Here is a 20,833-nt window from a genome sequence, read left to right on the forward strand (position 1 = left end):
AGATACCTCCTGACCATGCGTATTAACCTGTAAACCATGTCCCCGGTTAGAAATGTAAACGATGTCCCCGGTTTGTACCGGGACAAGCCCCCTCGCCACGACAGCACCGCCCATCCACCCCTGCATGACAGCACCTACCCGACCTTCGTCGACACTGACTAACCCCGAGCATCATGCGAGACTGTCGCCCCGGGCCTGGAATGCCTGGGTGTTCTTATGTCCGGAGTCCTCATGACGCTGTCCAGCGGGCTGATCGCCGCCGTTGCCCTGGCCTATATGGCCATTATGTTTGCCATCGCCTTCTACGGTGACCGCCGCCACGCGCCGCTGCCGCCACGGGTGCGTGCGTGGGTGTATAGCCTGTCGCTGGCGGTGTACTGCACCAGTTGGACCTTCTTCGGCGCCGTAGGCCAGGCCGCCGAACAATTGTGGGCTTTTTTACCGATCTACCTGGGACCCGTACTGCTGCTGGTACTCGCGCCCTGGGTCCTGCAGAAAATGGTGCTGATCAGCAAGCAGGAAAACATCACCTCCATCGCCGACTTCATCGCCGCGCGCTATGGCAAATCCCAGTCACTGGCGGTGGTGGTGGCGCTGATCTGCCTGGTAGGTGTGCTGCCTTATATTGCCCTGCAACTTAAAGGCATCGTGCTGGGGGTCAACCTGCTGATTGGCGCCGGCGCCGATGCCACCGGCACACGGGCCCAGGACACCGCCCTGATTGTGTCCCTGGTGCTGGCGCTGTTCACCATTGTGTTCGGCACACGCAACCTCGACGCCACGGAGCACCACCGTGGCATGGTCCTGGCGATTGCCTTTGAATCCCTGGTCAAGCTGTTCGCGTTTCTTGCCGTCGGCGCGTTTGTCACCTACGGCCTGTACGACGGTTTCAACGACCTGTTCAGCCAGGCAATGCTCGCGCCGAGGCTGGAGGAGTACTGGAAAGAGACGGTGAACTGGCCATCCATGGTGGTGCAGACCGGGGTGGCGATGATGGCAATTATCTGCCTGCCCCGGCAGTTCCACGTCACCGTGGTGGAGAATATCGAGCCCCAGGATCTGCGCCTGGCCAAGTGGGTGTTCCCGGCCTACCTGGTGCTGGCCGCGCTGTTTGTGGTGCCGATTGCCCTCGGCGGCAAGATGCTGCTGCCAAGTTCGGTGCTACCTGACTCCTACGTGATCAGCCTACCCCTGGCCGAAGCCCATCCGGCCCTGGCGCTGCTGGCATTTATCGGCGGTGCTTCGGCGGCGACCGGCATGGTCATCGTCGCGAGCGTGGCGCTGTCGACCATGGTCTCCAACGATATGCTGTTGCCCTGGCTGCTGCGTCGCACCAACGCCGAGCGCCCGTTCGAAGTCTTCCGCCACTGGATGCTCTCGGTACGCCGGGTCAGCATCGTGATTATTCTGCTGCTGGCCTATGTGAGTTATCGCCTGCTCGGCTCCACCGCGAGCCTGGCGACCATCGGCCAGATTGCCTTTGCCGCCGTGACCCAACTGGCGCCTGCAATGCTCGGCGCGCTGTACTGGAAGCAGGCCAACCGTCGCGGCGTGTTTGCCGGCCTGGCGGCGGGCACGTTCCTGTGGTTCTACACCCTGGTGCTGCCAATTGCCGCCCATAGCCTGGGTTGGTCGCTGAATATCTTCCCTGGCCTCTCCTGGCTGCATGGCAACCCGCTGGGGCTGCCGATCACGCCGCTGACCCAAGGGGTTGTGCTGTCCCTTGCCGGTAACTTCACTCTGTTTGCCTGGGTCTCGGTCCTCTCGCGCACTCGGGTATCAGAGCATTGGCAGGCCGGGCGGTTTATCGGCCAGGAAACCAGCCAGCGCGCCAGCGCCCGCTCCATGTTGTCGGTGCAGATCAATGATCTGTTGAGCCTGGCGGCGCGCTTTGTCGGCGAGGAACGGGCGCAACAGAGCTTCATCCGCTTCGCCTACCGCCAAGGCAAGGGCTTTAACCCCAACCAGAATGCCGACAACGACTGGATCGCCCATACCGAGCGGCTGCTGGCAGGCGTACTGGGTGCCTCATCTACGCGGGCGGTGGTGAAAGCAGCGATTGAAGGCCGCGAAATGCAGCTGGAGGACGTAGTCCGTATCGCTGACGAAGCATCCGAAGTGCTGCAGTTCAACCGGGCACTGTTGCAAGGTGCAATCGAGAACATCACCCAGGGCATCAGCGTGGTGGATCAGTCCCTCAAGCTGGTGGCCTGGAACCGCCGCTACCTGGAACTGTTCAACTACCCCGACGGACTGATCAGTGTCGGGCGGCCGATTGCCGACATTATTCGCTACAACGCCGAGCGCGGCCTGTGCGGCCCCGGTGAGGCCGAAGTCCACGTGGCGCGGCGCCTGCACTGGATGCGCCAGGGCCGCGCGCATACCTCGGAACGGCTGTTTCCCAACGGACGCGTGATCGAGCTGATCGGCAACCCGATGCCGGGCGGCGGGTTTGTCATGAGTTTCACCGACATCACCGCCTTCCGCGAGGCCGAACAGGCCCTGACCGAGGCCAATGAGGGCCTGGAACAGCGCGTCACCGAGCGCACCCATGAGCTGTCGCAACTCAACGTCGCGCTGACCGACGCCAAAGGCGTGGCCGAATCGGCCAACCAATCGAAAACCCGCTTCCTCGCTGCGGTCAGCCATGACCTGATGCAGCCGCTCAACGCTGCGCGGCTGTTCTCGGCCGCCCTCTCCCACCAGAGCGAAGGATTGTCCGGCGAGGCTCGGCAGTTGGTGCACCACTTGGACAGCTCGCTGCGCTCGGCCGAAGACCTGATCAGCGATTTGCTGGATATCTCGCGCCTGGAAAACGGCAAGATCAATCCCCAGCGCCAGCCGTTTGCCTTGAGCGAACTGTTCGATGCCCTGGGTGCAGAGTTCAAGGTGCTGGCCCAGGAACAAGGCTTGCGCTTCCGCCTGCGCGGCAGCCGCTTGCGCATCGACAGTGATATCAAGCTGCTGCGGCGCATCCTGCAGAATTTCCTGACCAACGCCTTCCGTTATGCCCACGGCCCAGTGCTGCTGGGTGTAAGACGGCGTCGCGGTGAGTTGCGTCTGGAGGTGTGGGACCGTGGACCGGGGATTCCACTGGATAAGCAGAAAGTGATCTTCGAAGAGTTCAAGCGCCTGGACAGCCACCAGACCCGTGCCGAGAAGGGCCTGGGGCTGGGCCTGGCGATTGCCGACGGGTTGTGCCGGGTACTCGGCCACCGCTTGCGCGTGCGCTCATGGCCGGGCAAAGGCAGTGTGTTCAGCGTCAGCGTGCCACTGGCCAAGGCGCAAACCAGCTTGCAGCTACCGGTCACACCGGACAAGGGCCTGCCACTGAGCGGCGCCCAGGTGCTGTGCGTGGACAACGAAGACAGCATCCTGATTGGCATGCGCAGCCTGTTGAGTCGTTGGGGCTGCCAGGTCTGGACCGCACGTGACCAGGCGCAATGCGCGGCGTTGCTGGCCGAGGGCATGCGCCCGCAATTGGCACTGGTGGATTACCACCTGGACCACGGCGAGACGGGCACCGAGTTGATGGGCTGGCTGCGCGCGCAACTGGCAGAGCCGATTCCAGGGGTGGTAATCAGCGCCGATGGCCGGCCAGAGATGGTGGCCGAGGTGCATGCAGCGGGTTTGGATTACCTGGCCAAGCCAGTCAAGCCAGCGGCGTTGCGGGCGCTGCTGAACCGGCATTTGCCGCTGTAGCTTGTGGGTGCTTTAAACCCAAGCCGATAGGGCTGCTGTGGCGAGCGGGCTTGCCCCGCGTTGGGTGGCGCAGCCGCCCCAAAACCTGCCGGCTCGGTATGTCTTAAACAACCGCGATGCCTGGGGTGGGGCTGCTGCGCAGCCCAGCGCGGGGCAAGCCCGCTCGCCACAGGGAGAGTCATCAGTTTCGGAGCGTTGTGTAGATACCCGATGCCACATTTGGGCTCTGCGTTTAGTCAGGTAACTGTGCGACGCCATCTTCATCGGTCATCGCTTTCTCCAACAGGTCGGACGGCAAGCCTTTGCTCGCGCGCGCGCCCAGCAGCTTCAACTGCTCGACCCGGCTGACCAGATTGCCGCGACCATCTGTGAGCTTATTGCGCGCTGCACTGTAAGCCTTATCCAGTTGCTGTAATCGATTGCCCACTTCGTCCAGATCCTGGATAAACAGCACGAACTTGTCGTACAGCCAGCCGGCGCGCTCGGCGATTTCCCGGGCGTTCTGGCTTTGCCGCTCCTGCTTCCACAGGCTGTCGATCACGCGCAGGGTCGCCAACAAGGTGGTGGGGCTGACAATCACGATATGGCGGTCGAAGGCTTCCTGGAACAGGTTGGGCTCGGCCTGCAACGCGGCGGAAAACGCTGCTTCGATGGGCACGAACAACAACACGAAATCCAGGCTATGCAGGCCTTCCAGACGCTTGTAGTCCTTGCCGGCCAAGCCTTTGACATGATTGCGCAACGACAGCACGTGCTGCTTGAGAGCGACCTGGCCGATCACCTCGTCATCGGCCGCCACGTACTGCTGGTAGGCCGTCAGGCTGACCTTGGAGTCCACCACCACCTGCTTGTCGCCGGGCAACATGATCAACACGTCCGGCTGGAAGCGCTCGCCATCCGGGCCCTTGAGGCTGACTTGGGTCTGGTACTCGCGGCCCTTCTCCAGGCCGGCATGTTCCAGCACCCGCTCCAGAATCAACTCACCCCAGTTACCCTGGGTTTTCTGCCCCTTGAGGGCGCGGGTGAGGTTGGTGGCTTCGTCCGACAGGCGCAGGTTCAATTGCTGCAGGCGCTCCAGCTCCTTGGCCAGGGAAAAACGCTCGCGCGCCTCGTTCTGATAGCTTTCTTCCACACGCTTTTCGAACGATTGGATGCGCTCTTTCAACGGATCGAGCAATTGCCCCAGGCGCTGCTGGCTGGTCTCGGCGAACCGCTGTTCGCGCTCATCGAAGATTTTCCCGGCCAGTTCGGCGAACTGCGCACGCAACTCGTCCCGCGAGCCTTGCAGGTCATTGAGGCGCTGTTGATGGCTGTCTTGCTGCTCCCGCAGTTCGGCACGCAGGGAGGCCGACAAGGCGTCCAGGCGGCGCAGTTCGCCTTCCTTGGCGCTGCGCTCGATGTTCCAGGCATGAGCGGCATCACGCGCATTGTCGCGGTCGATCTGCAGCAACTCGACTTCCCGGCGCACAGCGGCCAGATCTGCCTGCTTGGCGGCATTGGCCTGGCTCAGATCGCTGATCTCGTCACGGCTGGCGTCCAGTTGCGCGGCCAGGCCTTCCTGGGCCATCTGCGCCGTCGCCAGGCGTTCCTCCAGCAGTTCCCAACCGGCGCTGCGTGCATTCAGGCGGCGCTGGATCTGCCAGCACAGGACCGACAGAGGCAACGCCGCAGCGGCGAGACCCAGTGCAACACTGGTCCAGTCAAAAGCCATAGCCATTCCTGCCATTACGGTAAAAGAGGAAGGTTAACCAAGCGGGCGCTTCGTGGACAGCTCAGTCTTTGATCTGGCCCAGTTCACGCTGGGCGCCCACGTCGCCGGCACGGGCGGCCTGGCGCAGAAGATCGTGGCCGATGCGGCGGTCTCGGGCATTGCCGCACTCACGACACATCAACAGGCCCAGGCGGCTCTGTGCCACAACCACCCCTTCACGGGCCGGCTGCTTGAGCAAACGCCCGGCAAAATGCTTGATATTGGGGTGATCGCCAATGCGTGGGCTATCCAGCAGCCACAAGGCGACTTTCAAGGAGAAGCGCTTGGGTGCGGTAACACTTGGAGGGTTGTCGGTAACAGAAGATGATACTGAGCGAAACTTCATAAAGCACTGTAGGGCAGAACGGAAGGCGCGCCACTCTACTCCTTTTTTCGTACGGGTAAAGCTGAAAAAAACCTGCACGCCCGTTCTAGAGCAAGCGCTTGGGACAATCCACAGAAGCTGTGGATAACTCAGTGGACAACCGTGCTTTAACTCGCGCAAAGGCCCATGGAACGGGGGCCGCGCTTAAACTGACGATTTTTTCACCAATAAAAAAAAGCCAGATTTTTCATTGACTTAAATTTTCGATGCAGGCATTCACGGGCCAATCCGGCGCAGCACCTTCCCGGTGACACACTGCGCAACCAATGTGCACAACTACCTGCCTGACGGTTATATCCCGCACTTTTGTGGCCCGAGGGCACAACAAAACGTTACGCGCGACACACAAAGGCCACTTTTCAAACGTGCCTGCGCTCGCCACACTGTTCGCCCTACAGCAAGGAGGTGCGCCACTTCATGAAAGGAATCCTGGTGTTCGCGTTATTGCTGTTCGCCGTTTGTGTGATTTCCCTGGGCACCAATGCCGTGCTGCCATCTCCCGACGGCGCGCTGTTTGCCATCGCCATCCTGTTGTCGGCCGCTTTCACGGCGGTCAGCTTGTGTATCGAGTTGGGTGACGGACGGGTCAACGACCTGCGCGATGTGGTGAAAGTCATCGAAACCGGCCAATCCCTGCGCTTGACCCTCGCCGCCTATGCACTGGGCTGTTCATTGGCCGCAGCGTCCACGGTGCTGATTTATCGTGGGCTGATGGGCGGCTGATTGAAGTATTTTTGCTAACACACTTGCTTTAGCTGTTTCAAGCCATTAGTATCCGCAGCGTTAGTACCAAGCTGAAAGTCAATTCTGGTCGAACTAATCCCCGCGACGTAGCTTCCCTAAAGAGAAGTTCTGTCAATCTTGATGGGATCGACCACCTCGATGGTTTCCAGGTATCACTTGCGACGACACTGCCTTTGAACAATGCAAAGGGTGTCGCGAAGTATCCATACTCTGACCGAACCAACCTGCAAATTGATCAGGATCTTCACCCTGGGCCCAGAACCTTTGCCCCTGTTGTGTTGCCTGCCCTCCTAAGTACCTACCTGCCAGCCCAAGCGCGCCAAACTATTTAGCGCTTCAAACTGGCTGCTTTGTTCCAGTCGGGTTCTTCGCATGATCAATGGTGATCAGCGTCACTGGAACGTTTTAACGTTGCACGGTTCTTATCCGTGTCATTTGTAGGAACACCAATAATATGTCCACTCAAATCCATACTCAGGATGCCATTCGCACCCTAACCAATGCTTTTGCTCCAATGAACTGCCTGATCATGGCCGCTCGCAAAGGCTGCTTCAGCTTCACCCTGGTCAACGAACACGGCATCGCTCGTCATAGCGAACGCCTGTACCCCGATCAATACTCCAGCGCAGAACCGCTGCAGGCCGTGATCGAGCGTACCCGTCAGGCACTGGTTGCCTGATTGACCCGACGCTGAACACCGAAAACCCTGCCCGCAAGGCAGGGTTTTTTATTGCCCGCGATTCGGCTTTTTTAGCGGCTCCCCTTAGGCCAAACAGATATAACGCTTATAACCCGTAGCCGGAAATATTTTAAAAACAGTCCTTTACGTCGTGAATCTGACACTACACTTCAACTCAGGCGGCATGTCCCGCCTCCGGCGAGCCTGAGATCCGATTCACCGCTGCCAAGCCCCCCCTTCTCAGGCCTCGTCGACCACTTTCACGGTTTCGAGGGTTTTATGGGCATTGCCGCCGGCGAGTTGTGTCGTTATGTGATCCGACCCACGTTGATTTACCTGGGCCGCCACAGCCAGACCGCAGAAACCCTGCTGCTGGGGGTTGCCGCCAGCCAATCGGAACTGGGCTCTGCCTTGCACGACAGGCGCGGCCACGGCCTGTATCGCATTACCGAACCGCGCCACAGGGCCCTGTGGGACGACTACCTGGCCCTCGACCCAGAGCGCGCCAGCCTGGTGCGTGGCCTCGCCAGCCAACATGCTTTCCTCAGCGGGCCGCAACTGGAGCTGACGGTCAACCTGCGCTACGCCACCGCCATTGCCTGGCTGCTGGTGGAGCAACATCGCCCCGAACTCCCCCAGCCCGACGACTTGCTCGCCATGGCCCGTATCTGGAAAGAAATTTTTCACCCCCAGGGCCGGCTGCGCGATTACACCCAGGCCTGGCAAACCTGTGTAAACCCAATGAATCAGGTCGCCTGTTGATCGGGCACTTTGCAAGATTCGGCAAAAATCGGCAATTTTGGTCGGATTGTCCTACAAAACCGCTCTATCTCCTACATTACAGCCTATAGCGCTGCGTTAATTTTATTGGTACTTTCCGCAGCGGTGATCACCTCGGAGTTCTAATAATGAAAAAAGTAATGCTCAAGACCACACTTAGCCTCGCCGTTGCCATGGCCTCTTCCCAACTGTTCGCCAGCGGCTTTGCCCTCAACGAACAAAGCGTCAGCGGTATGGGTACCGGTTTCGCAGGCCGTTCTTCTTCTGCCGATGATGCAAGCACTGTTTTTGGTAACCCTGCCGGTATGGCTCGCCTTGAAGGCCAGCAAGTCACCGGCGGTGTTGCAGCGATTGATGCGTCCACTGATATCAAAGATGTCAGCGGTCGCTCCCGCGGCACCAACAAGGGCGACATGGTCCCCTTCACGGCGGTACCGTTCGGCTTCTACACCAACAAACTCAATGACCAGTGGGCAGTCGGCTTTGGTGTGTACGCACCGTTCGGCCTGATTACCGACTACGAAAGCGGCTATCAGGGCCGTGGCTTTGGCAGCAAAAGTGAAGTGCAAGTCATCACTTTCCAGCCGACCGTCAGCTATGCCTTCAACGATCGGGTTTCCGTCGGTTTTGGCCCAACCTTCAACCGCATTGCCGGCACCCTGGAATCCGAGCTGACCCTCAACCCGGCCGTGCCAGATACCAAGATCAAGATCAAGGGTGACGATACTGCCATCGGCTTCAACGCCGGCGTATTGGTCCAGGCTACCGATACCACCCGCGTCGGCCTGACCTACCACTCGAAGGTCAAGTACAAGCTCGAAGGCCACACCGAAGTCAACGCGCCTACTGCGACCTCCAGCGCCCTGGCAACCGGCCGTTATGACGCGTCGCTGAAAATCGACACGCCTGAATCCTGGGATCTGTCGGTTACCCAAGACATGAACGACGCCTGGAAGCTGTATGCCGGTGCTACCTGGACTCGCTGGAGCCGTCTGAAGGACATCACCGTCAACAACAAAGGCGTGACAGCAGCCGGTGGCGGCCTCGCCCCAGGTCTTGTGGGCACCATCAAGGAAGACCAGAACTGGCACGACACCTGGGCTTATGCCGTGGGTACCTCGTACCAGTTGACCAAGCAGGTGGTGCTGCGTACCGGTTTGACCTTCGACCAGTCGCCAACCAACAACACTGATCGTTCGCCACGTATCCCTACCGGCGACCGGACCATCTTCAGTGTTGGCCTGGGCTATGCCGTCATGGATAACATGACCATCGACCTGGCCTACTCCTACCTCAAGGAAGAAGAAGTCAGCGTCAACCGCTCCAACGCTCTGGCAAGCTACAACGCCAAGTACAAAAACAGCGCCAACGGTTTTGGCCTGGGCATGACGTACAAGTTCTGATCCAACGCTGCATAAAAAAGCCCCGCACTCCTGCAAAGGAGGCGGGGCTTTTTAGTGGCCGATAATCAGGGCTTGGAAGCCAGCGCCTGCTCCACGGCCTCGATCAGTTCCGGACTGTCGGGTTTGGTCAGGCTGGAGAAGCTGGCGATCACCTTGCCCTGGCGGTCCACCACGTACTTGTAGAAATTCCACTTCGGCGCGTTGCTCTGCTCGGCCAGGACCTTGAACAGGTGTGCCGCATCCGGGCCCCTGACCTTCTGTGGCTCGGTCATGGTGAAGGTCACGCCGTAGTTCACATAGCAGACCTTGGCCGTCTCTTCGCCCGTCTTGGCTTCCTGCTTGAAGTCATCGGAAGGCACGCCAATCACTTCCAGGCCGTCGCCCTTGTAGCGCTGATACAACGCCTCCAGGCCTTTGAACTGCGGGGCAAACCCACAAAAGCTGGCGGTATTGACGATCACCAGGGGCTTACCTGCAAAGCGCTGGCACAGGTCGACGGACTCCTTGGCGCGTAACTTGGGCAATTGACCTTCGAGCAACGACGGACAATCGGCGGCCATGGCGACACCGCCAAAAGCCACCATCAGGGCAGGTACTGCAAGCCAGCGCTTCAACATGTCGAGGGTCCTTGGACAAAGTCAGGCAAGCAACTTAACAGATCGCCATGCCCAGTTGCATCAACGCCAGCCCGCTACGCTGCCAGCCCCACCAGGCCAGCAGCAACAGCGTCAGCAACCCGGCTGCGCCAAACCAGTATCCGATCGAATTCATGCTACCCCCATCTGCGCCTGCAGCCTTGCCACCGGTCGCTCACGCACCGGCCAGTTCAGGGCGGCCGCGACCAGGCTCAAGATAATCGCCACCTGCCAGATCAAATCGTAGTTGCCCGTTCGATCATAGACCACGCCCCCCAGCCAACCGCCCAGGAACGAACCTAGCTGGTGAAACAGGAACACAATCCCACCCAGCATCGACAGGTTTCTGACCCCGAACAAGGTCGCCACCGTACCGTTGGTCAGCGGCACAGTCGACAGCCACAAAAAGCCCATGGCCATGCCGAACAGGTAGGCGCTCATCTGTGTCACCGGCGCCCACAGGAACAGCACGATCACCACCGCCCGCAGCAGGTACAACGCCGTGAGCAAGCGTGGCTTGGACATCCGCCCACCGAGCCAGCCCGCCGTGTAGGTGCCGAAGATATTGAACAGGCCGATCAGCGCCAGCACCGTAGTGCCGACGGTCGCTGGCAGATGCTGATCCACCAGGTAGGCCGGCAAGTGCACGCCGATAAACACCACCTGGAAACCGCAGACAAAAAAACCAAAGGCCAGCAACCAGAACCCGGAATGGGAACAGGCTTCCTGCAGGGCCTCGCGCAGGGTTTGCTGGCCGGCCATGACCGGTAGCGGGCGGTCCTTGATCATCGTCACCAACGGCACAATCAGCGCCACCAGCAGGCCCAGCACCAGCAAGGCCGCGGACCAGCCCAGCCAGCCGATCAGGCCCAAGGTGCCCGGCAACATGGCGAACTGGCCGAAAGAGCCGGCAGCACTGGCGATGCCCATGGCCATACTGCGTTTTTCCGGGGCCACGGCACGCCCTACCACGCCGAGGATCACCGAGAACGAGGTACCGGACAGGCCGATACCAATCAGCAAGCCGGCACTCAGGGACAGCGACCACGCCGAATCAGACAAGCCCATGAACACCAGGCCCAAGGCATAGAGCACGCCACCGATCATCACCACTTTGGCCGCACCAAAGCGGTCGGCCAGGGCCCCGGTAAACGGCTGCGCCAGGCCCCAGATCAGGTTTTGCAAAGCGATGGCGAAGGCAAAGGTTTCACGGCCCCAGCCGAACTCGGCGCTCATGGGCGCCAGGAACAGGCCAAAGCCATGCCGTACGCCCAGGGAAAGAGCCAGGATCAGCGCACTCCCGACAAGAATCCAGCCACTGGTACGCCACATCGAGGTCATTATTATTCTCCGCCTGCGGGTATATACCCGCTTGTATTCGAACTAGCCCGCGTTTAAGCGAGTTCGTCCAGCAAGGCCAACAGGGTTTCGCGTTTTTGCACACCCAATTTATCGATCAATTTCTGCTGCGCCGCTTCCCAGGCCGGCAAAGCGGCCGTCAGGCGCTGCTTGCCTTCCTCCGTGAGCACTACCAGGCGATTGCGCAGGTCATCGCCCTCGACCAACCGTACCAGGCCTTCACCTTCCAGCACCCGCAGGTTACGCCCCAGGGTGCTGCGGTCCAGGCCCATGGCATCGGCCAGGCTGGAAATGCTCGGCTGGTCCAGGCGCTGCAGATTACACAGCAAGGAATACTGGGCGACGTTGATCCCGAAGCCATCGAGGGCGCCGTCGTAGTGCCTGCTGACGCCACGGGCGGCACGACGCAGGTTGGTGCATAAACATTGGGAGGCAAGCATGGAACGTGTATATACCCGCGATTAAGGAAATGCAAGAAAGTGTTACAGAGCCAGGCCGATCAACACTGCCACTTCGAGCAGCTCCAGCAAGGCGCCGGCCGTGTCACCGGTGGTGCCGCCCAGTCGATTGATCATCACTTGGCGCAGCCCCATAAAGCAGATGGCAGCGAGCAGGACGGCGATCCCACCGCTGAAACCACCGATCAACACACAGGCCAGACCGGTAAGGATCAGTACTTGTTGCCCGACAATCCGCGGCAAATGGTCGGCCAGCGCCTGGCCCAGCCCCCCGGCACGCACATAGCGAGTCGTGAGGAACAACGCCAGCAGCGAACCGCGACCGATCAATGGGGCGAGGATCAACGCAGCGCCGTTGTGTTGCTCGATTAGCGCTACCAGCGCGGTGAATTTGAGCAGCAGCACCAAGCCCAGGGTGACCACGGCAATCGGGCCGCTGCGCGGGTCCTTCATGATGGTCAGGGTGCGCTCGCGGTCGCCAAAGCCCCCCAGCCACGCATCGGCACTGTCCGCCAGGCCATCCAGGTGCAGGCCGCCACTGAGCAGCACCCACACCGTCAACAGCAGCGCCGCGTGCAACAGCAACGGCGCGCCCATCAACAGCGTGTTCAAGCCCCACAGCAGCAGCCCGAACAGCAGGCCCACCAACGGATAAAACAGCAGCGAACGCCCCAGTTCCTGCGGTTGCGGCATGCCTGGCAGGCGGATCGGCAGGCTGCTGAGAAACTGCAAGGCAATCCAGAATGGCAACATCAGGCGCCCTCGCTCAACACGCCATCGGCCTCGACCCGCAGGCTGAACAAGCCGCCGTGCCCCACCTCGACATTCAACAACTGCTCACGGGGCAAGCCACGGGCCTGGGCCAGCAATAAACGCATGACACCGCCATGGCTGATCAGCAGCACCCGTTGCCCGGCGTACAGCTGGTGCAGGCGCAGGACCGCACCGTGTACGCGCCGGGAAAACCCTTCGACAGGCTCGCCATCCGGCGGCGTAAAGCTATACGGGTCAGCCCAGAACAGCCCCAGTGCCTCGGCGTCGGTTTCCATCAACTTCGCCGCGCTCTGCCCTTCCCAGGCACCGAAATGCAGCTCCTGCAGATCCGGCTCCAAGCTCACCGGCAAATCCAGCCGTGCGCCCAACTCTTCAGCAAAACGCGCGCAACGCTGCAGCGGCGAACTGACCAGGCGATCCCACGGCCCGCGCGCCAGCACCGCCTCGCGCATCTGCGTCCAGCCCTTGGCAGTCAGCGCATCATCCAGGCTGCCGCGCAAGCCGCCGCCCAGTTCGGTTTCGCCATGGCGCAGCAGGTCCAGGTGCAAGGTCATGCCGGGCGATCCGCCACTGCCGCCTCAGCAAACGTCGCCATCTGCCCGTGCAACGCACAAGCCAGGCGCAACAGTGGCACCGCCAGCGCCGCGCCGCTGCCCTCGCCCAGCCGCAGGCCCAGCTCCAGCAGCGGCTCGGCTTGCAGGCTTTGCAGCACGTGGCGATGGCCCGGCTCGGCGCCCCGGTGGCCGAACAACAGCCATGGCCGGCACGACGGATTCAGACGCGTGGCGACCAGCGCCGCGACGCTGCAGATAAACCCGTCGACCAATACCACCACGCCCGCTTGGGCGCAGGCCAGATAAGCCCCCACCAACCCGGCAATCTCCAGGCCACCGAGGTTGAACAGGGTCTGCAACGGGTCACCGCGCTGCCCCGCATGCAATGCCAGCGCGCGCTCGATCACCGCCACTTTGTGGCTCACGCCCTGGGCATTCAGGCCGGTGCCGGGGCCGGTCAGGTCGCTGACCTGGCAATCGAGCAGCGCACAGGCCAGCGCGCTGGCGGCAGTGGTGTTGCCGATGCCCATTTCGCCGCCAATAAACAGCTGCGTACCGGCGTTGATCGCGCGCTGCACGCTGTCACGCCCCGCCGCCAAAGCCAGCCGTCCCTGGGCCTCGGTCATGGCCGCGCCCAGCACGAAGTTGGCCGTGCCTGGGGCGATATTCAGGTGGCGCACGCCCGGCAGGTCCAGCGATGGCGTGACAGTGCCCAGGTCCAACACTTCCAGCCGTGCATCCAGTTGGCGCGCCAACACGCTGATCGCCGCGCCACCACTGACGAAGTTATGCAGCATCTGCGCGGTGACTTCCTGGGGATAGGCCGAGACACCTTCCGCGACCACGCCGTGATCACCGGCAAAGATGCTGATCCACACGTGATCGACCGTCGGCTTGACCCGGCCCTGCAAACCGGCCAATTGCACCGCCAGCGCTTCCAGTTGGCCCAGGGATCCGGCGGGTTTGGTCAGTTGTTGCTGGCGGGCCAGCGCTTGTTCATAGGCCGCAGCGTCCAGCGCCTTGCAGGGGTCCAGCCACCAGGATTGGCTCATAACGCAGTACCTTTCAAAGTCAGGGGCAGGCCCGCAACGGTCAGCACGACACGCTGACAACGCTCGGCCAGGGCTTGATGCAGCCAACCGGCTTCATCCACGTAGCGGCGAGTCAATTCGCCCAGCGGCACGACACCCAGGCCGGTCTCGTTGCTGACAAAAATGATTTCCCCCGGCAGCGACGCCAGGCAGTCCAGCAGTTGTTCGCGCTCCACGCCCAGGCGCTGCGGGTCGTCGAGCATCAATAGGTTGGTGAGCCACAAGGTCAGGCAATCCACCAGCAGGCACTGGCCAGGGGCGGCGTGTTCGCGCAGGACCCGCGCCAGTTCCAGCGGCTCTTCGATCAGGCCCCAATGGCTTGGGCGACGTTGGCGATGCAGGGTCACGCGCGCATTCATTTCACCGTCCAGGGGTTGGCTGGTGGCGATATACGTGACAGGCATGGCGCTGTCGCTGGCGAGTTTTTCCGCCAGGCGGCTCTTGCCGGAACGGGCGCCGCCGAGGATCAGTTGCAACATGGTCAAACCCTCAAATGCCACATAACTGGCGCAGCAACCGGGTGTCCAGATGCTGCTCCACCAGGTCCGCCAGGCGCTCGATATCGCGCTCGCGCAGCCCGTGGTAATCCACCTCCTGCACATCCTGCAAACCGGCCCAGCGCAACAAGGCGCTGCACGCAGCGGGCGTTTCGAACAGGCCGTGCAGATAGGTGCCGAGGATCTGCCCGTCATCGCTACAGGCGCCGTCACTGCGCCCGTCATCCAGGCGTACCGCCGGCTGCTCCAGGGCCGTGCCACGGGTCACGCCCGCATGAATCTCATAACCGCTGACCGGCGCCTCTTCCAGCACCAGCCGGCCACGCACATTGCGCAGTTGTTTTTCGGCTTCCAGGGTGGTGCTGAACGCCAGCAGGCCCAGCCCCTCACTGGAGCCCGCAGAACCTTCCAGGCCGAGCGGATCGTGGACCTGCTCACCCAGCATCTGCAGGCCGCCGCAGATCCCCAGGACCTTGCCGCCGTAGCGCAAGTGCCGGGCGATCGCACGGTCCCAGCCATTGGCGCGCAGGTAGGCCAAATCGCTGCGCACGCTTTTCGAGCCGGGCAGGATGATCAGGTCGGCGGCAGGGATCGCCTGCCCCGGCCCGACAAACTGCAAATCCACCTGGGGATGCAGGCGCAAAGGGTCAAAGTCGGTGTGATTGCTGATGCGCGGCAATACCGGCACCACCACTTTGAGCACCTGCGCCGCCTTGTCGATCTGGCGCTGGTCGATGCCATCCTCGGCTTCCAGGTGCAGGTCCATCACATAGGGCAGCACGCCGACCACCGGTTTGCCGGTGCGCGCTTCAAGCCAATCGAGGCCCGGTTGCAGCAGCGCAATATCGCCGCGAAAGCGGTTGATGATAAAACCCTTGATCCGCGCCTGTTCCGATGGCGATAGCAACTCCAACGTGCCGACCAGGTGGGCGAATACCCCGCCGCGATTGATATCGGCAATCAGCAGTACCGGGCAGTCCACCGCTTCGGCGAACCCCATGTTGGCGATGTCGTTGGCCCGCAGATTGATCTCGGCCGGGGAGCCCGCGCCTTCGACCATCACCACTGGGTAGGCCGCACTCAAACGCGCATGGGAAGCCAGTACCGCCTGCATGGCGATGGCCTTGTAGTCGTGATAGGCCACGGCATTCATGCTGGTCACGGCATGGCCATGGATGATGACCTGGGAGCCGGTGTCGCTGTTGGGCTTGAGCAGCACCGGGTTCATATCGGTGTGCGGCGCCAGGTTGGCAGCCTGGGCCTGCACGGCCTGGGCACGGCCGATCTCGCCACCTTCTGCCGTGACGGCGCTGTTGAGCGCCATGTTCTGCGGCTTGAAGGGCACCACCGCCACGCCCTGGCGCACGACCCAGCGGCACAGTGCGGTCACCAGGGTGCTTTTGCCCGCATCGGAGGTGGTGCCTTGCACCATCAGGGTGGTCATGAGGCGTGTTTCCAGGCAGTCAGGGCTTGTTCAAGGCGCAGCCAATCGGCGTCGGTCCCGGGCAGGCCAAAACGCAGGCTGCTGTCGTGGACAAACAGGCGCAGCAAGATGCCGCGCTGGGCCATGAACTCATGCAACTGCTCGGCACGATCGGCGATCAGCCACTGGAACAGCGCACAACCGCCTTGCGGGCGCAGGCCATACTGGTCCAGCAGATTGAACAGACGCTGGCTGGCTTCCTCGCAGCGCTGGCGCTGCTGGGTGTGGCCGGCGCTGTCACGCAGGCAGACCTGGCCCAACTCCCGGGTCGGCCCGCTCACCGCCCATGGCCCGACCTGTTCGGCCAGCAGCTTGAGCAGCTTGCGCTCGGTCAGGACAAAGCCCAGGCGCACCCCGGCCAGGCCGAAAAACTTGCCGAAGGAGCGCAACACAATCAACCCCACTTGGTTAGCCTGGCTTGCCAGGCTCAAGTGCGGGGTGTTGTCCATAAAGGCTTCATCCACCACCAGCCAGCCACCGCGCTGGGCCAGCCGCGCATGCCAATCCAGCAGGCGCTGGGGGGTAAGGCTCAGGCCGGTTGGGTTATTGGGATTGACCACCACCAACACGTCGAGGCTGTCGAGGAAGAAGTCGACTTCCTGCTCCAGCACCTCACGCACGATGTAACCGGCGCGGCGCCAGGCTTCGGCATGCTCGGCATAGCACGGCGACAATACGCCGACCTTGCCCGCTCGGCGCAGGCGCGGCAGCAGTTGGATCGCCGCCTGGGAGCCCGCCACCGGCAACACCTGGGCGGCGCCGTAGTAGTCGCAGGCGGCCTGTTCCAGGCCGTCATCGGTCTCTGGCAAGCGCGCCCAGGCCCGTAACGGGATGGGTGGGATTGGCCAGGGCCAGGGCGCGAGGCCACTGGACAGGTCCAACCAGTCCTCCTGGGCGATGCCGTACTGCATCGCGGCTTTGCGCAGCCGGCCACCATGTTCAAGCATAGAATTGTGCCCCCGCGCACAGGATCAATACCCACAACCACACGCCGCGCTGCACCAGTTGCCAGCCACGCTCGATGGAATCGGCATCGGCTGGAGGCCCTTCACCCAGGACTGGACGCTGGTGCAATTCACCGTGATAAATCGCTGCACCGCCCAACTCGACGCCCAGGGCGCCCGCACCGGCGGCCATCACCGGGCCGGCATTCGGGCTGTCCCAGGTCGGGCCCTGGCGGCGCCAGCATGTGAGCGCCAGGCGCGTCTTGCCGAGCACAGCGTAGGTCAACGCGACCAGGCGCGCGGGAATGTAATTGAGCAGATCGTCAATTTTTGCCGCCGCCCAGCCGAAGCGTTCAAAGCGTTCGTTGCGATAGCCCCACATGGCATCCAGGGTATTACTCAGGCGGTACAACACCACGCCCGGCACCCCGGCCACGACAAACCAGAACAGCGCGGCGAACACCGCGTCGCTGCCGTTTTCCAGCACCGACTCGGTGGCGGCACGCGCCACTTCAGTGCTGTCCAGTTCGCTGGTCTGGCGACTGACCAGGTAACTGACGCGCGTACGCGCCTCGTCCAGGTCCCCACTGCGCAGGGCCTGGGCCACCGGCAACACGTGCTCCCCCAGGCTGCGCATGCCCAGGGCCAGGTACAACGCGAGGATCTCGATCACCCAGCCGAAGTAAGGCGCCCAGGACAATGCCGTGGCCAGCAAGGTCAGCGGTATCACGGTGATAAACCACGCGGTCACGCCATGGCTGCGCCAGCCGCGACCTGCGGAGTTGAAACGCTGCTCGATGCGCCCGGCAAAATTGCCGAACGCCACCAGCGGATGCCAGCGCCTGGGCTCGCCCAGCAGCGCATCCAGCGCCACTGCCGCGACACTCAGCAAGGCCACACTCATTGACTCACTCCCCAATAATTCTCATACAGCATGTCACTCAACGGACGCGGTTCGGTCCAGCCTTCGAGTTGCAACATCGGTGCCGGGTAGAACTCCGTCACCGGGCCCAGGCACAGCACGGCCAGCGGCTTGGCGCCAGGCGGCAGGCCGAGCAGGTCGGCCAGGTCCCGGGGTTCGAACAACGACACCCAGCCCATTCCCAGGCCTTCGGCGCGGGAGGCCAGCCACAGATTCTGGATCGCGCAGGACAGCGAGGCCAGGTCCATTTCCGGCAACGTGCGCCGGCCGAAGATATGCCGCTCGCGATCATCCATCAACGCTGCCACCAACACTTCGGCGCAGTCGTTGATGCCTTCGACCTTGAGCTTCATAAAGTCGTCCGAGCGCTCGCCCAAGGCGGCCGCGGTGCGGATGCGCTCGGTTTCCACCAACTGCTGGATCTGCCCACGCAGGTTGCGGTCGCTGATGCGGATAAAGCGCCAGGGCTGCATCAGGCCGACACTGGGGGCCTGGTGCGCGGCGTGCAGCAGGCGCTGGAGCAGTTCGGGAGCCACGGTGCCGCCGCTGAAGTGGCGCATGTCGCGGCGTTCGGCGATGGCGCGGTAGATGGCCTGGCGCTCGGCTGCGGGGAAGGCGTTGTCGGTCATGGCCCTATCGCGGGCAAGCCCGCGCCTACAGTTGCAATGCAATCCCCTGTGGGAGCTGGCTTGCCGGCGATAGCGGCGTCCCGCTCGGGCGCAAACAGCGCAGCCACCGCAGCCGGGTTCGACGGGAAATAAAAGTGCACATAGGAGGCCGTCATCCGCCCCTGGCGATACACCGCCTCGGCACCGCGCCCGCCATTGGGGCTCAGGCCACGGGCAATCGGCTGCCATTGCGTGCTGGTCAGGGAGTGATGATAGGTATGGCCGCGCAGCACGCCTTCCGGCAATTCCACCGTTTGCAGGGCCAGGGCCGCCAGGCGTTTCTGCATGACCGCATCGCCTTGCAACAGCCCCAGCAGTTCGGCGCGAGTGCCCTCGACATCGGTCAATGAGTCGAGCAAATAGAGCATGCCGCCACATTCGGCCAACAACGGCTTACCGGCAGCGTGATGGCCACGGATCGCCTGCAGCATCGCGGTGTTTTGCGACAACGCCTGATGATGCAGCTCGGGGTAACCACCGGGCAGATAGAGGCTATCGGCATCGGGCAACAGTTGGTCATGGATCGGCGAGAAGAAGCGCAACTCGGCGCCCATCGCCCGCAGCAAGTCGAGGCTCGCGCCATAGGTGAACGCGAAGGCTTCATCACGGGCCACGGCAATCCGCACCCCGGCCAGCAGTGGCTCGGCCTCGATCAGCTCGGGTGCGGCGAACTCCACCGGCGGTGGCAGCGCTACCTCGCAACTGCCAGCCAGGGCTTCGGCGGCCGCATCCAGACGCAGGTCCAGGTCGTTCAACTCGCTGGCCTGCACCAGGCCCAGGTGGCGGCTGGGCAACTCGATCCCGGTTTCCCGGGACAGTGCACCGTACCAACGCAGGCCTTCGGTCAGGCTGCCTTCAAGCAATTGCGCATGGCGCACGGTCCCGACGCGGTTGGCCAAGACCCCGGCGAACGGCAGGTCCGCCTGGTAACGCGCCAGCCCCAGCGCCAGGGCGCCAAAGGTCTGGGCCATGGCGGTGCCATCGATCACCGCCAGCACTGGCACACCAAAGTGGCGCGCCAGGTCGGCGCTGGAGGGGGTGCCGTCAAACAGCCCCATCACGCCCTCGATCAGGATCAGGTCCGCCTCCCCCGCGGCTTCCCACAACAAACGGCGACTTTCCTGCTCGCCCACCATCCACATGTCCAATTGATAGACCGGCGCGCCACTGGCGCGCTCATGGATCATCGGGTCGAGAAAGTCCGGGCCGCATTTGAATACCCGGACCTTGCGCCCCAGGTTGCGGTGCAACCGGGCCAGGGCGGCGGTGACAGTGGTTTTGCCCTGGCCTGACGCCGGTGCGGCGATCAGTACGGCTGGGCAATGGCGCGACTGATTCAAAGTTCGATGCCTTTCTGTGCCTTGATACCGGCCTGAAACGCGTGCTTGAGCATGCCCATTTCGGTCACGGTGTCGGCCATTTCAATCAGTTCTGGCTTGGCGCCACGACCGGTGACCAGCACGTGCTGCATCGGTGGCCGGGCTTGCAGGTCGCTCAACACCTGGTCCAGGTCGAGGTAGCCGTGCTTGAGCGCGATGTTCAGCTCATCCAGCACCACCAGGCCGATGGAAGGGTCCTGCAACATTTCCCGGGAGACTTGCCAGGCCGCTTCGGCGGCGGCGATATCGCGCTGGCGGTCCTGGGTTTCCCAGGTGAAGCCCTCGCCCATCACATGAAACCGCACCTGCTCGGGGAAACGGCGGAAGAACAGTTCTTCACCGGTGCTGTTACGGCCCTTGATGAACTGCACTACGCCGCATTGCATGCCGTGCCCCATGGCGCGGGCCAGCATGCCAAACGCCGAACTGCTCTTGCCTTTGCCATTGCCGGTCAATACCAGCAGCAAACCGCATTCATTCGGTGAATTGGCAATGCGCTCATCAATCACCGCTTTTTTGCGCAGCATGCGCGCCAGGTGGCGTTCGTCACGATCAGGGGAATCAGTCATGGCAGCTCTCCGTTGGGGCTGGACAAAAACGGCGGGCAGGAAAAGACAATTTCTATG

The 20,833-nt window shown here is 62.4% G+C and carries 20 protein-coding genes; 5 read left to right on the forward strand and 15 right to left on the reverse strand.

Annotated features, from left to right (window positions below):
• Positions 1 to 231 precede the first annotated feature (231 nt).
• Entirely contained in the window at positions 232 to 3,702 is a 3,471-nt protein-coding gene (locus tag BHC62_RS19810; protein WP_029292441.1) for a PAS domain-containing hybrid sensor histidine kinase/response regulator, read from the forward strand.
• A 232-nt stretch (positions 3,703 to 3,934) separates the two neighbouring features.
• Here the strand turns inward: BHC62_RS19810 and rmuC are convergent, their stop codons facing one another.
• A complete protein-coding gene (gene rmuC / locus BHC62_RS19815) occupies positions 3,935 to 5,299 on the reverse strand; it encodes a DNA recombination protein RmuC (protein WP_167362643.1) in 1,365 nt (454 codons plus the stop codon).
• 175 nt (positions 5,300 to 5,474) lie between these two features.
• Entirely contained in the window at positions 5,475 to 5,798 is a 324-nt protein-coding gene (locus tag BHC62_RS19820; RefSeq protein WP_029292437.1) for a sel1 repeat family protein, read from the reverse strand.
• 456 nt (positions 5,799 to 6,254) lie between these two features.
• On the opposite strand from BHC62_RS19820, the gene BHC62_RS19825 reads away from it, so the two are divergent.
• The 4 genes from BHC62_RS19825 (at position 6,255) to BHC62_RS19840 (ending at position 9,443) form a co-directional block, all read left to right on the forward strand.
• A complete protein-coding gene (locus tag BHC62_RS19825; RefSeq protein WP_029292434.1) occupies positions 6,255 to 6,560 on the forward strand; it encodes a hypothetical protein in 306 nt (101 codons plus the stop codon).
• 475 nt (positions 6,561 to 7,035) lie between these two features.
• Complete coding sequence (locus tag BHC62_RS19830; RefSeq protein ID WP_007898912.1) at positions 7,036 to 7,260, forward strand: hypothetical protein; 225 nt, start codon at positions 7,036 to 7,038, stop codon at positions 7,258 to 7,260.
• 279 nt (positions 7,261 to 7,539) lie between these two features.
• Entirely contained in the window at positions 7,540 to 8,022 is a 483-nt protein-coding gene (locus BHC62_RS19835; protein ID WP_070995878.1) for a hypothetical protein, read from the forward strand.
• A gap of 146 nt (positions 8,023 to 8,168) precedes the next feature.
• Entirely contained in the window at positions 8,169 to 9,443 is a 1,275-nt protein-coding gene (locus BHC62_RS19840) for an OmpP1/FadL family transporter (RefSeq protein WP_070995879.1), read from the forward strand.
• 65 nt (positions 9,444 to 9,508) lie between these two features.
• Here the strand turns inward: BHC62_RS19840 and BHC62_RS19845 are convergent, their stop codons facing one another.
• The 13 genes from BHC62_RS19845 to cobO all read right to left on the reverse strand — a co-directional run bounded on the left by BHC62_RS19845 (position 9,509) and on the right by cobO (position 20,776).
• Complete coding sequence (locus tag BHC62_RS19845; RefSeq protein ID WP_070995880.1) at positions 9,509 to 10,060, reverse strand: glutathione peroxidase; 552 nt, start codon at positions 10,058 to 10,060, stop codon at positions 9,509 to 9,511.
• A 150-nt stretch (positions 10,061 to 10,210) separates the two neighbouring features.
• A complete protein-coding gene (locus BHC62_RS19850; RefSeq protein ID WP_169906901.1) occupies positions 10,211 to 11,410 on the reverse strand; it encodes an MFS transporter in 1,200 nt (399 codons plus the stop codon).
• Positions 11,411 to 11,472: 62 nt separating this feature from the next.
• Complete coding sequence (locus BHC62_RS19855) at positions 11,473 to 11,877, reverse strand: MarR family winged helix-turn-helix transcriptional regulator (protein ID WP_029292421.1); 405 nt, start codon at positions 11,875 to 11,877, stop codon at positions 11,473 to 11,475.
• 42 nt (positions 11,878 to 11,919) lie between these two features.
• A complete protein-coding gene (locus BHC62_RS19860; protein WP_029292419.1) occupies positions 11,920 to 12,648 on the reverse strand; it encodes an adenosylcobinamide-GDP ribazoletransferase in 729 nt (242 codons plus the stop codon).
• Positions 12,648 to 13,223 carry an alpha-ribazole phosphatase family protein gene (gene cobC / locus BHC62_RS19865; RefSeq protein WP_070995882.1) on the reverse strand — a complete coding sequence of 192 codons (576 nt, stop codon included), beginning with the start codon at positions 13,221 to 13,223 and terminating at the stop codon, positions 12,648 to 12,650. The genes BHC62_RS19860 and cobC overlap by 1 nt, the downstream gene beginning before the upstream one ends.
• Complete coding sequence (gene cobT, locus BHC62_RS19870) at positions 13,220 to 14,275, reverse strand: nicotinate-nucleotide--dimethylbenzimidazole phosphoribosyltransferase (protein WP_070995883.1); 1,056 nt, start codon at positions 14,273 to 14,275, stop codon at positions 13,220 to 13,222. Before cobT ends, cobC begins: the two co-directional genes overlap by 4 nt.
• Entirely contained in the window at positions 14,272 to 14,793 is a 522-nt protein-coding gene (gene cobU, locus BHC62_RS19875; RefSeq protein ID WP_070995884.1) for a bifunctional adenosylcobinamide kinase/adenosylcobinamide-phosphate guanylyltransferase, read from the reverse strand. Before cobU ends, cobT begins: the two co-directional genes overlap by 4 nt.
• A 10-nt stretch (positions 14,794 to 14,803) precedes the next feature.
• A complete protein-coding gene (locus BHC62_RS19880; RefSeq protein ID WP_070995885.1) occupies positions 14,804 to 16,255 on the reverse strand; it encodes a cobyric acid synthase in 1,452 nt (483 codons plus the stop codon).
• Positions 16,252 to 17,241 (reverse strand): threonine-phosphate decarboxylase CobD, encoded by a 990-nt coding sequence (gene cobD, locus BHC62_RS19885; protein ID WP_029292411.1) that lies wholly within the window; start codon positions 17,239 to 17,241, stop codon positions 16,252 to 16,254. The genes BHC62_RS19880 and cobD overlap by 4 nt, the downstream gene beginning before the upstream one ends.
• Entirely contained in the window at positions 17,234 to 18,142 is a 909-nt protein-coding gene (gene cbiB / locus BHC62_RS19890; RefSeq protein WP_070995886.1) for an adenosylcobinamide-phosphate synthase CbiB, read from the reverse strand. The genes cobD and cbiB overlap by 8 nt, the downstream gene beginning before the upstream one ends.
• On the reverse strand, positions 18,139 to 18,789 hold the full coding sequence (gene bluB / locus BHC62_RS19895) for a 5,6-dimethylbenzimidazole synthase (RefSeq protein WP_070995887.1): 651 nt from the start codon (positions 18,787 to 18,789) through the stop codon (positions 18,139 to 18,141). The genes cbiB and bluB overlap by 4 nt, the downstream gene beginning before the upstream one ends.
• Complete coding sequence (locus tag BHC62_RS19900; RefSeq protein WP_070995888.1) at positions 18,786 to 20,168, reverse strand: cobyrinate a,c-diamide synthase; 1,383 nt, start codon at positions 20,166 to 20,168, stop codon at positions 18,786 to 18,788. The genes bluB and BHC62_RS19900 overlap by 4 nt, the downstream gene beginning before the upstream one ends.
• Positions 20,165 to 20,776: a cob(I)yrinic acid a,c-diamide adenosyltransferase gene (gene cobO, locus BHC62_RS19905; protein ID WP_029292407.1), complete on the reverse strand. Its 612-nt coding sequence runs from the start codon at positions 20,774 to 20,776 to the stop codon at positions 20,165 to 20,167. The genes BHC62_RS19900 and cobO overlap by 4 nt, the downstream gene beginning before the upstream one ends.
• Positions 20,777 to 20,833: the final 57 nt, after the last annotated feature.

It is taken from the genome of Pseudomonas sp. 06C 126, assembly GCF_001855215.1.
GTDB classification, from domain to species: Bacteria; Pseudomonadota; Gammaproteobacteria; order Pseudomonadales; family Pseudomonadaceae; genus Aquipseudomonas; species Aquipseudomonas proteolytica.

Excerpts from the sequence above, each read along its gene's own strand:
- BHC62_RS19810 (WP_029292441.1), top strand. The coding sequence starts at position 232 with ATGACGCTGTCCAGCGGGCTGATCGCCGCCGTTGCCCTGGCCTATATG.
- BHC62_RS19820 (WP_029292437.1), bottom strand. The coding sequence starts at position 5,798 with ATGAAGTTTCGCTCAGTATCATCTTCTGTTACCGACAACCCTCCAAGT.
- BHC62_RS19825 (WP_029292434.1), top strand. The coding sequence starts at position 6,255 with ATGAAAGGAATCCTGGTGTTCGCGTTATTGCTGTTCGCCGTTTGTGTG.
- BHC62_RS19830 (WP_007898912.1), top strand. The coding sequence starts at position 7,036 with ATGTCCACTCAAATCCATACTCAGGATGCCATTCGCACCCTAACCAAT.
- BHC62_RS19835 (WP_070995878.1), top strand. The coding sequence starts at position 7,540 with ATGGGCATTGCCGCCGGCGAGTTGTGTCGTTATGTGATCCGACCCACG.
- BHC62_RS19840 (WP_070995879.1), top strand. The coding sequence starts at position 8,169 with ATGAAAAAAGTAATGCTCAAGACCACACTTAGCCTCGCCGTTGCCATG.
- BHC62_RS19845 (WP_070995880.1), bottom strand. The coding sequence starts at position 10,060 with ATGTTGAAGCGCTGGCTTGCAGTACCTGCCCTGATGGTGGCTTTTGGC.
- BHC62_RS19850 (WP_169906901.1), bottom strand. The coding sequence starts at position 11,410 with ATGTGGCGTACCAGTGGCTGGATTCTTGTCGGGAGTGCGCTGATCCTG.
- BHC62_RS19855 (WP_029292421.1), bottom strand. The coding sequence starts at position 11,877 with ATGCTTGCCTCCCAATGTTTATGCACCAACCTGCGTCGTGCCGCCCGT.
- BHC62_RS19860 (WP_029292419.1), bottom strand. The coding sequence starts at position 12,648 with ATGTTGCCATTCTGGATTGCCTTGCAGTTTCTCAGCAGCCTGCCGATC.
- cobC (WP_070995882.1), bottom strand. The coding sequence starts at position 13,223 with ATGACCTTGCACCTGGACCTGCTGCGCCATGGCGAAACCGAACTGGGC.
- cobT (WP_070995883.1), bottom strand. The coding sequence starts at position 14,275 with ATGAGCCAATCCTGGTGGCTGGACCCCTGCAAGGCGCTGGACGCTGCG.
- cobU (WP_070995884.1), bottom strand. The coding sequence starts at position 14,793 with ATGTTGCAACTGATCCTCGGCGGCGCCCGTTCCGGCAAGAGCCGCCTG.
- BHC62_RS19880 (WP_070995885.1), bottom strand. The coding sequence starts at position 16,255 with ATGACCACCCTGATGGTGCAAGGCACCACCTCCGATGCGGGCAAAAGC.
- cobD (WP_029292411.1), bottom strand. The coding sequence starts at position 17,241 with ATGCTTGAACATGGTGGCCGGCTGCGCAAAGCCGCGATGCAGTACGGC.
- cbiB (WP_070995886.1), bottom strand. The coding sequence starts at position 18,142 with ATGAGTGTGGCCTTGCTGAGTGTCGCGGCAGTGGCGCTGGATGCGCTG.
- bluB (WP_070995887.1), bottom strand. The coding sequence starts at position 18,789 with ATGACCGACAACGCCTTCCCCGCAGCCGAGCGCCAGGCCATCTACCGC.
- cobO (WP_029292407.1), bottom strand. The coding sequence starts at position 20,776 with ATGACTGATTCCCCTGATCGTGACGAACGCCACCTGGCGCGCATGCTG.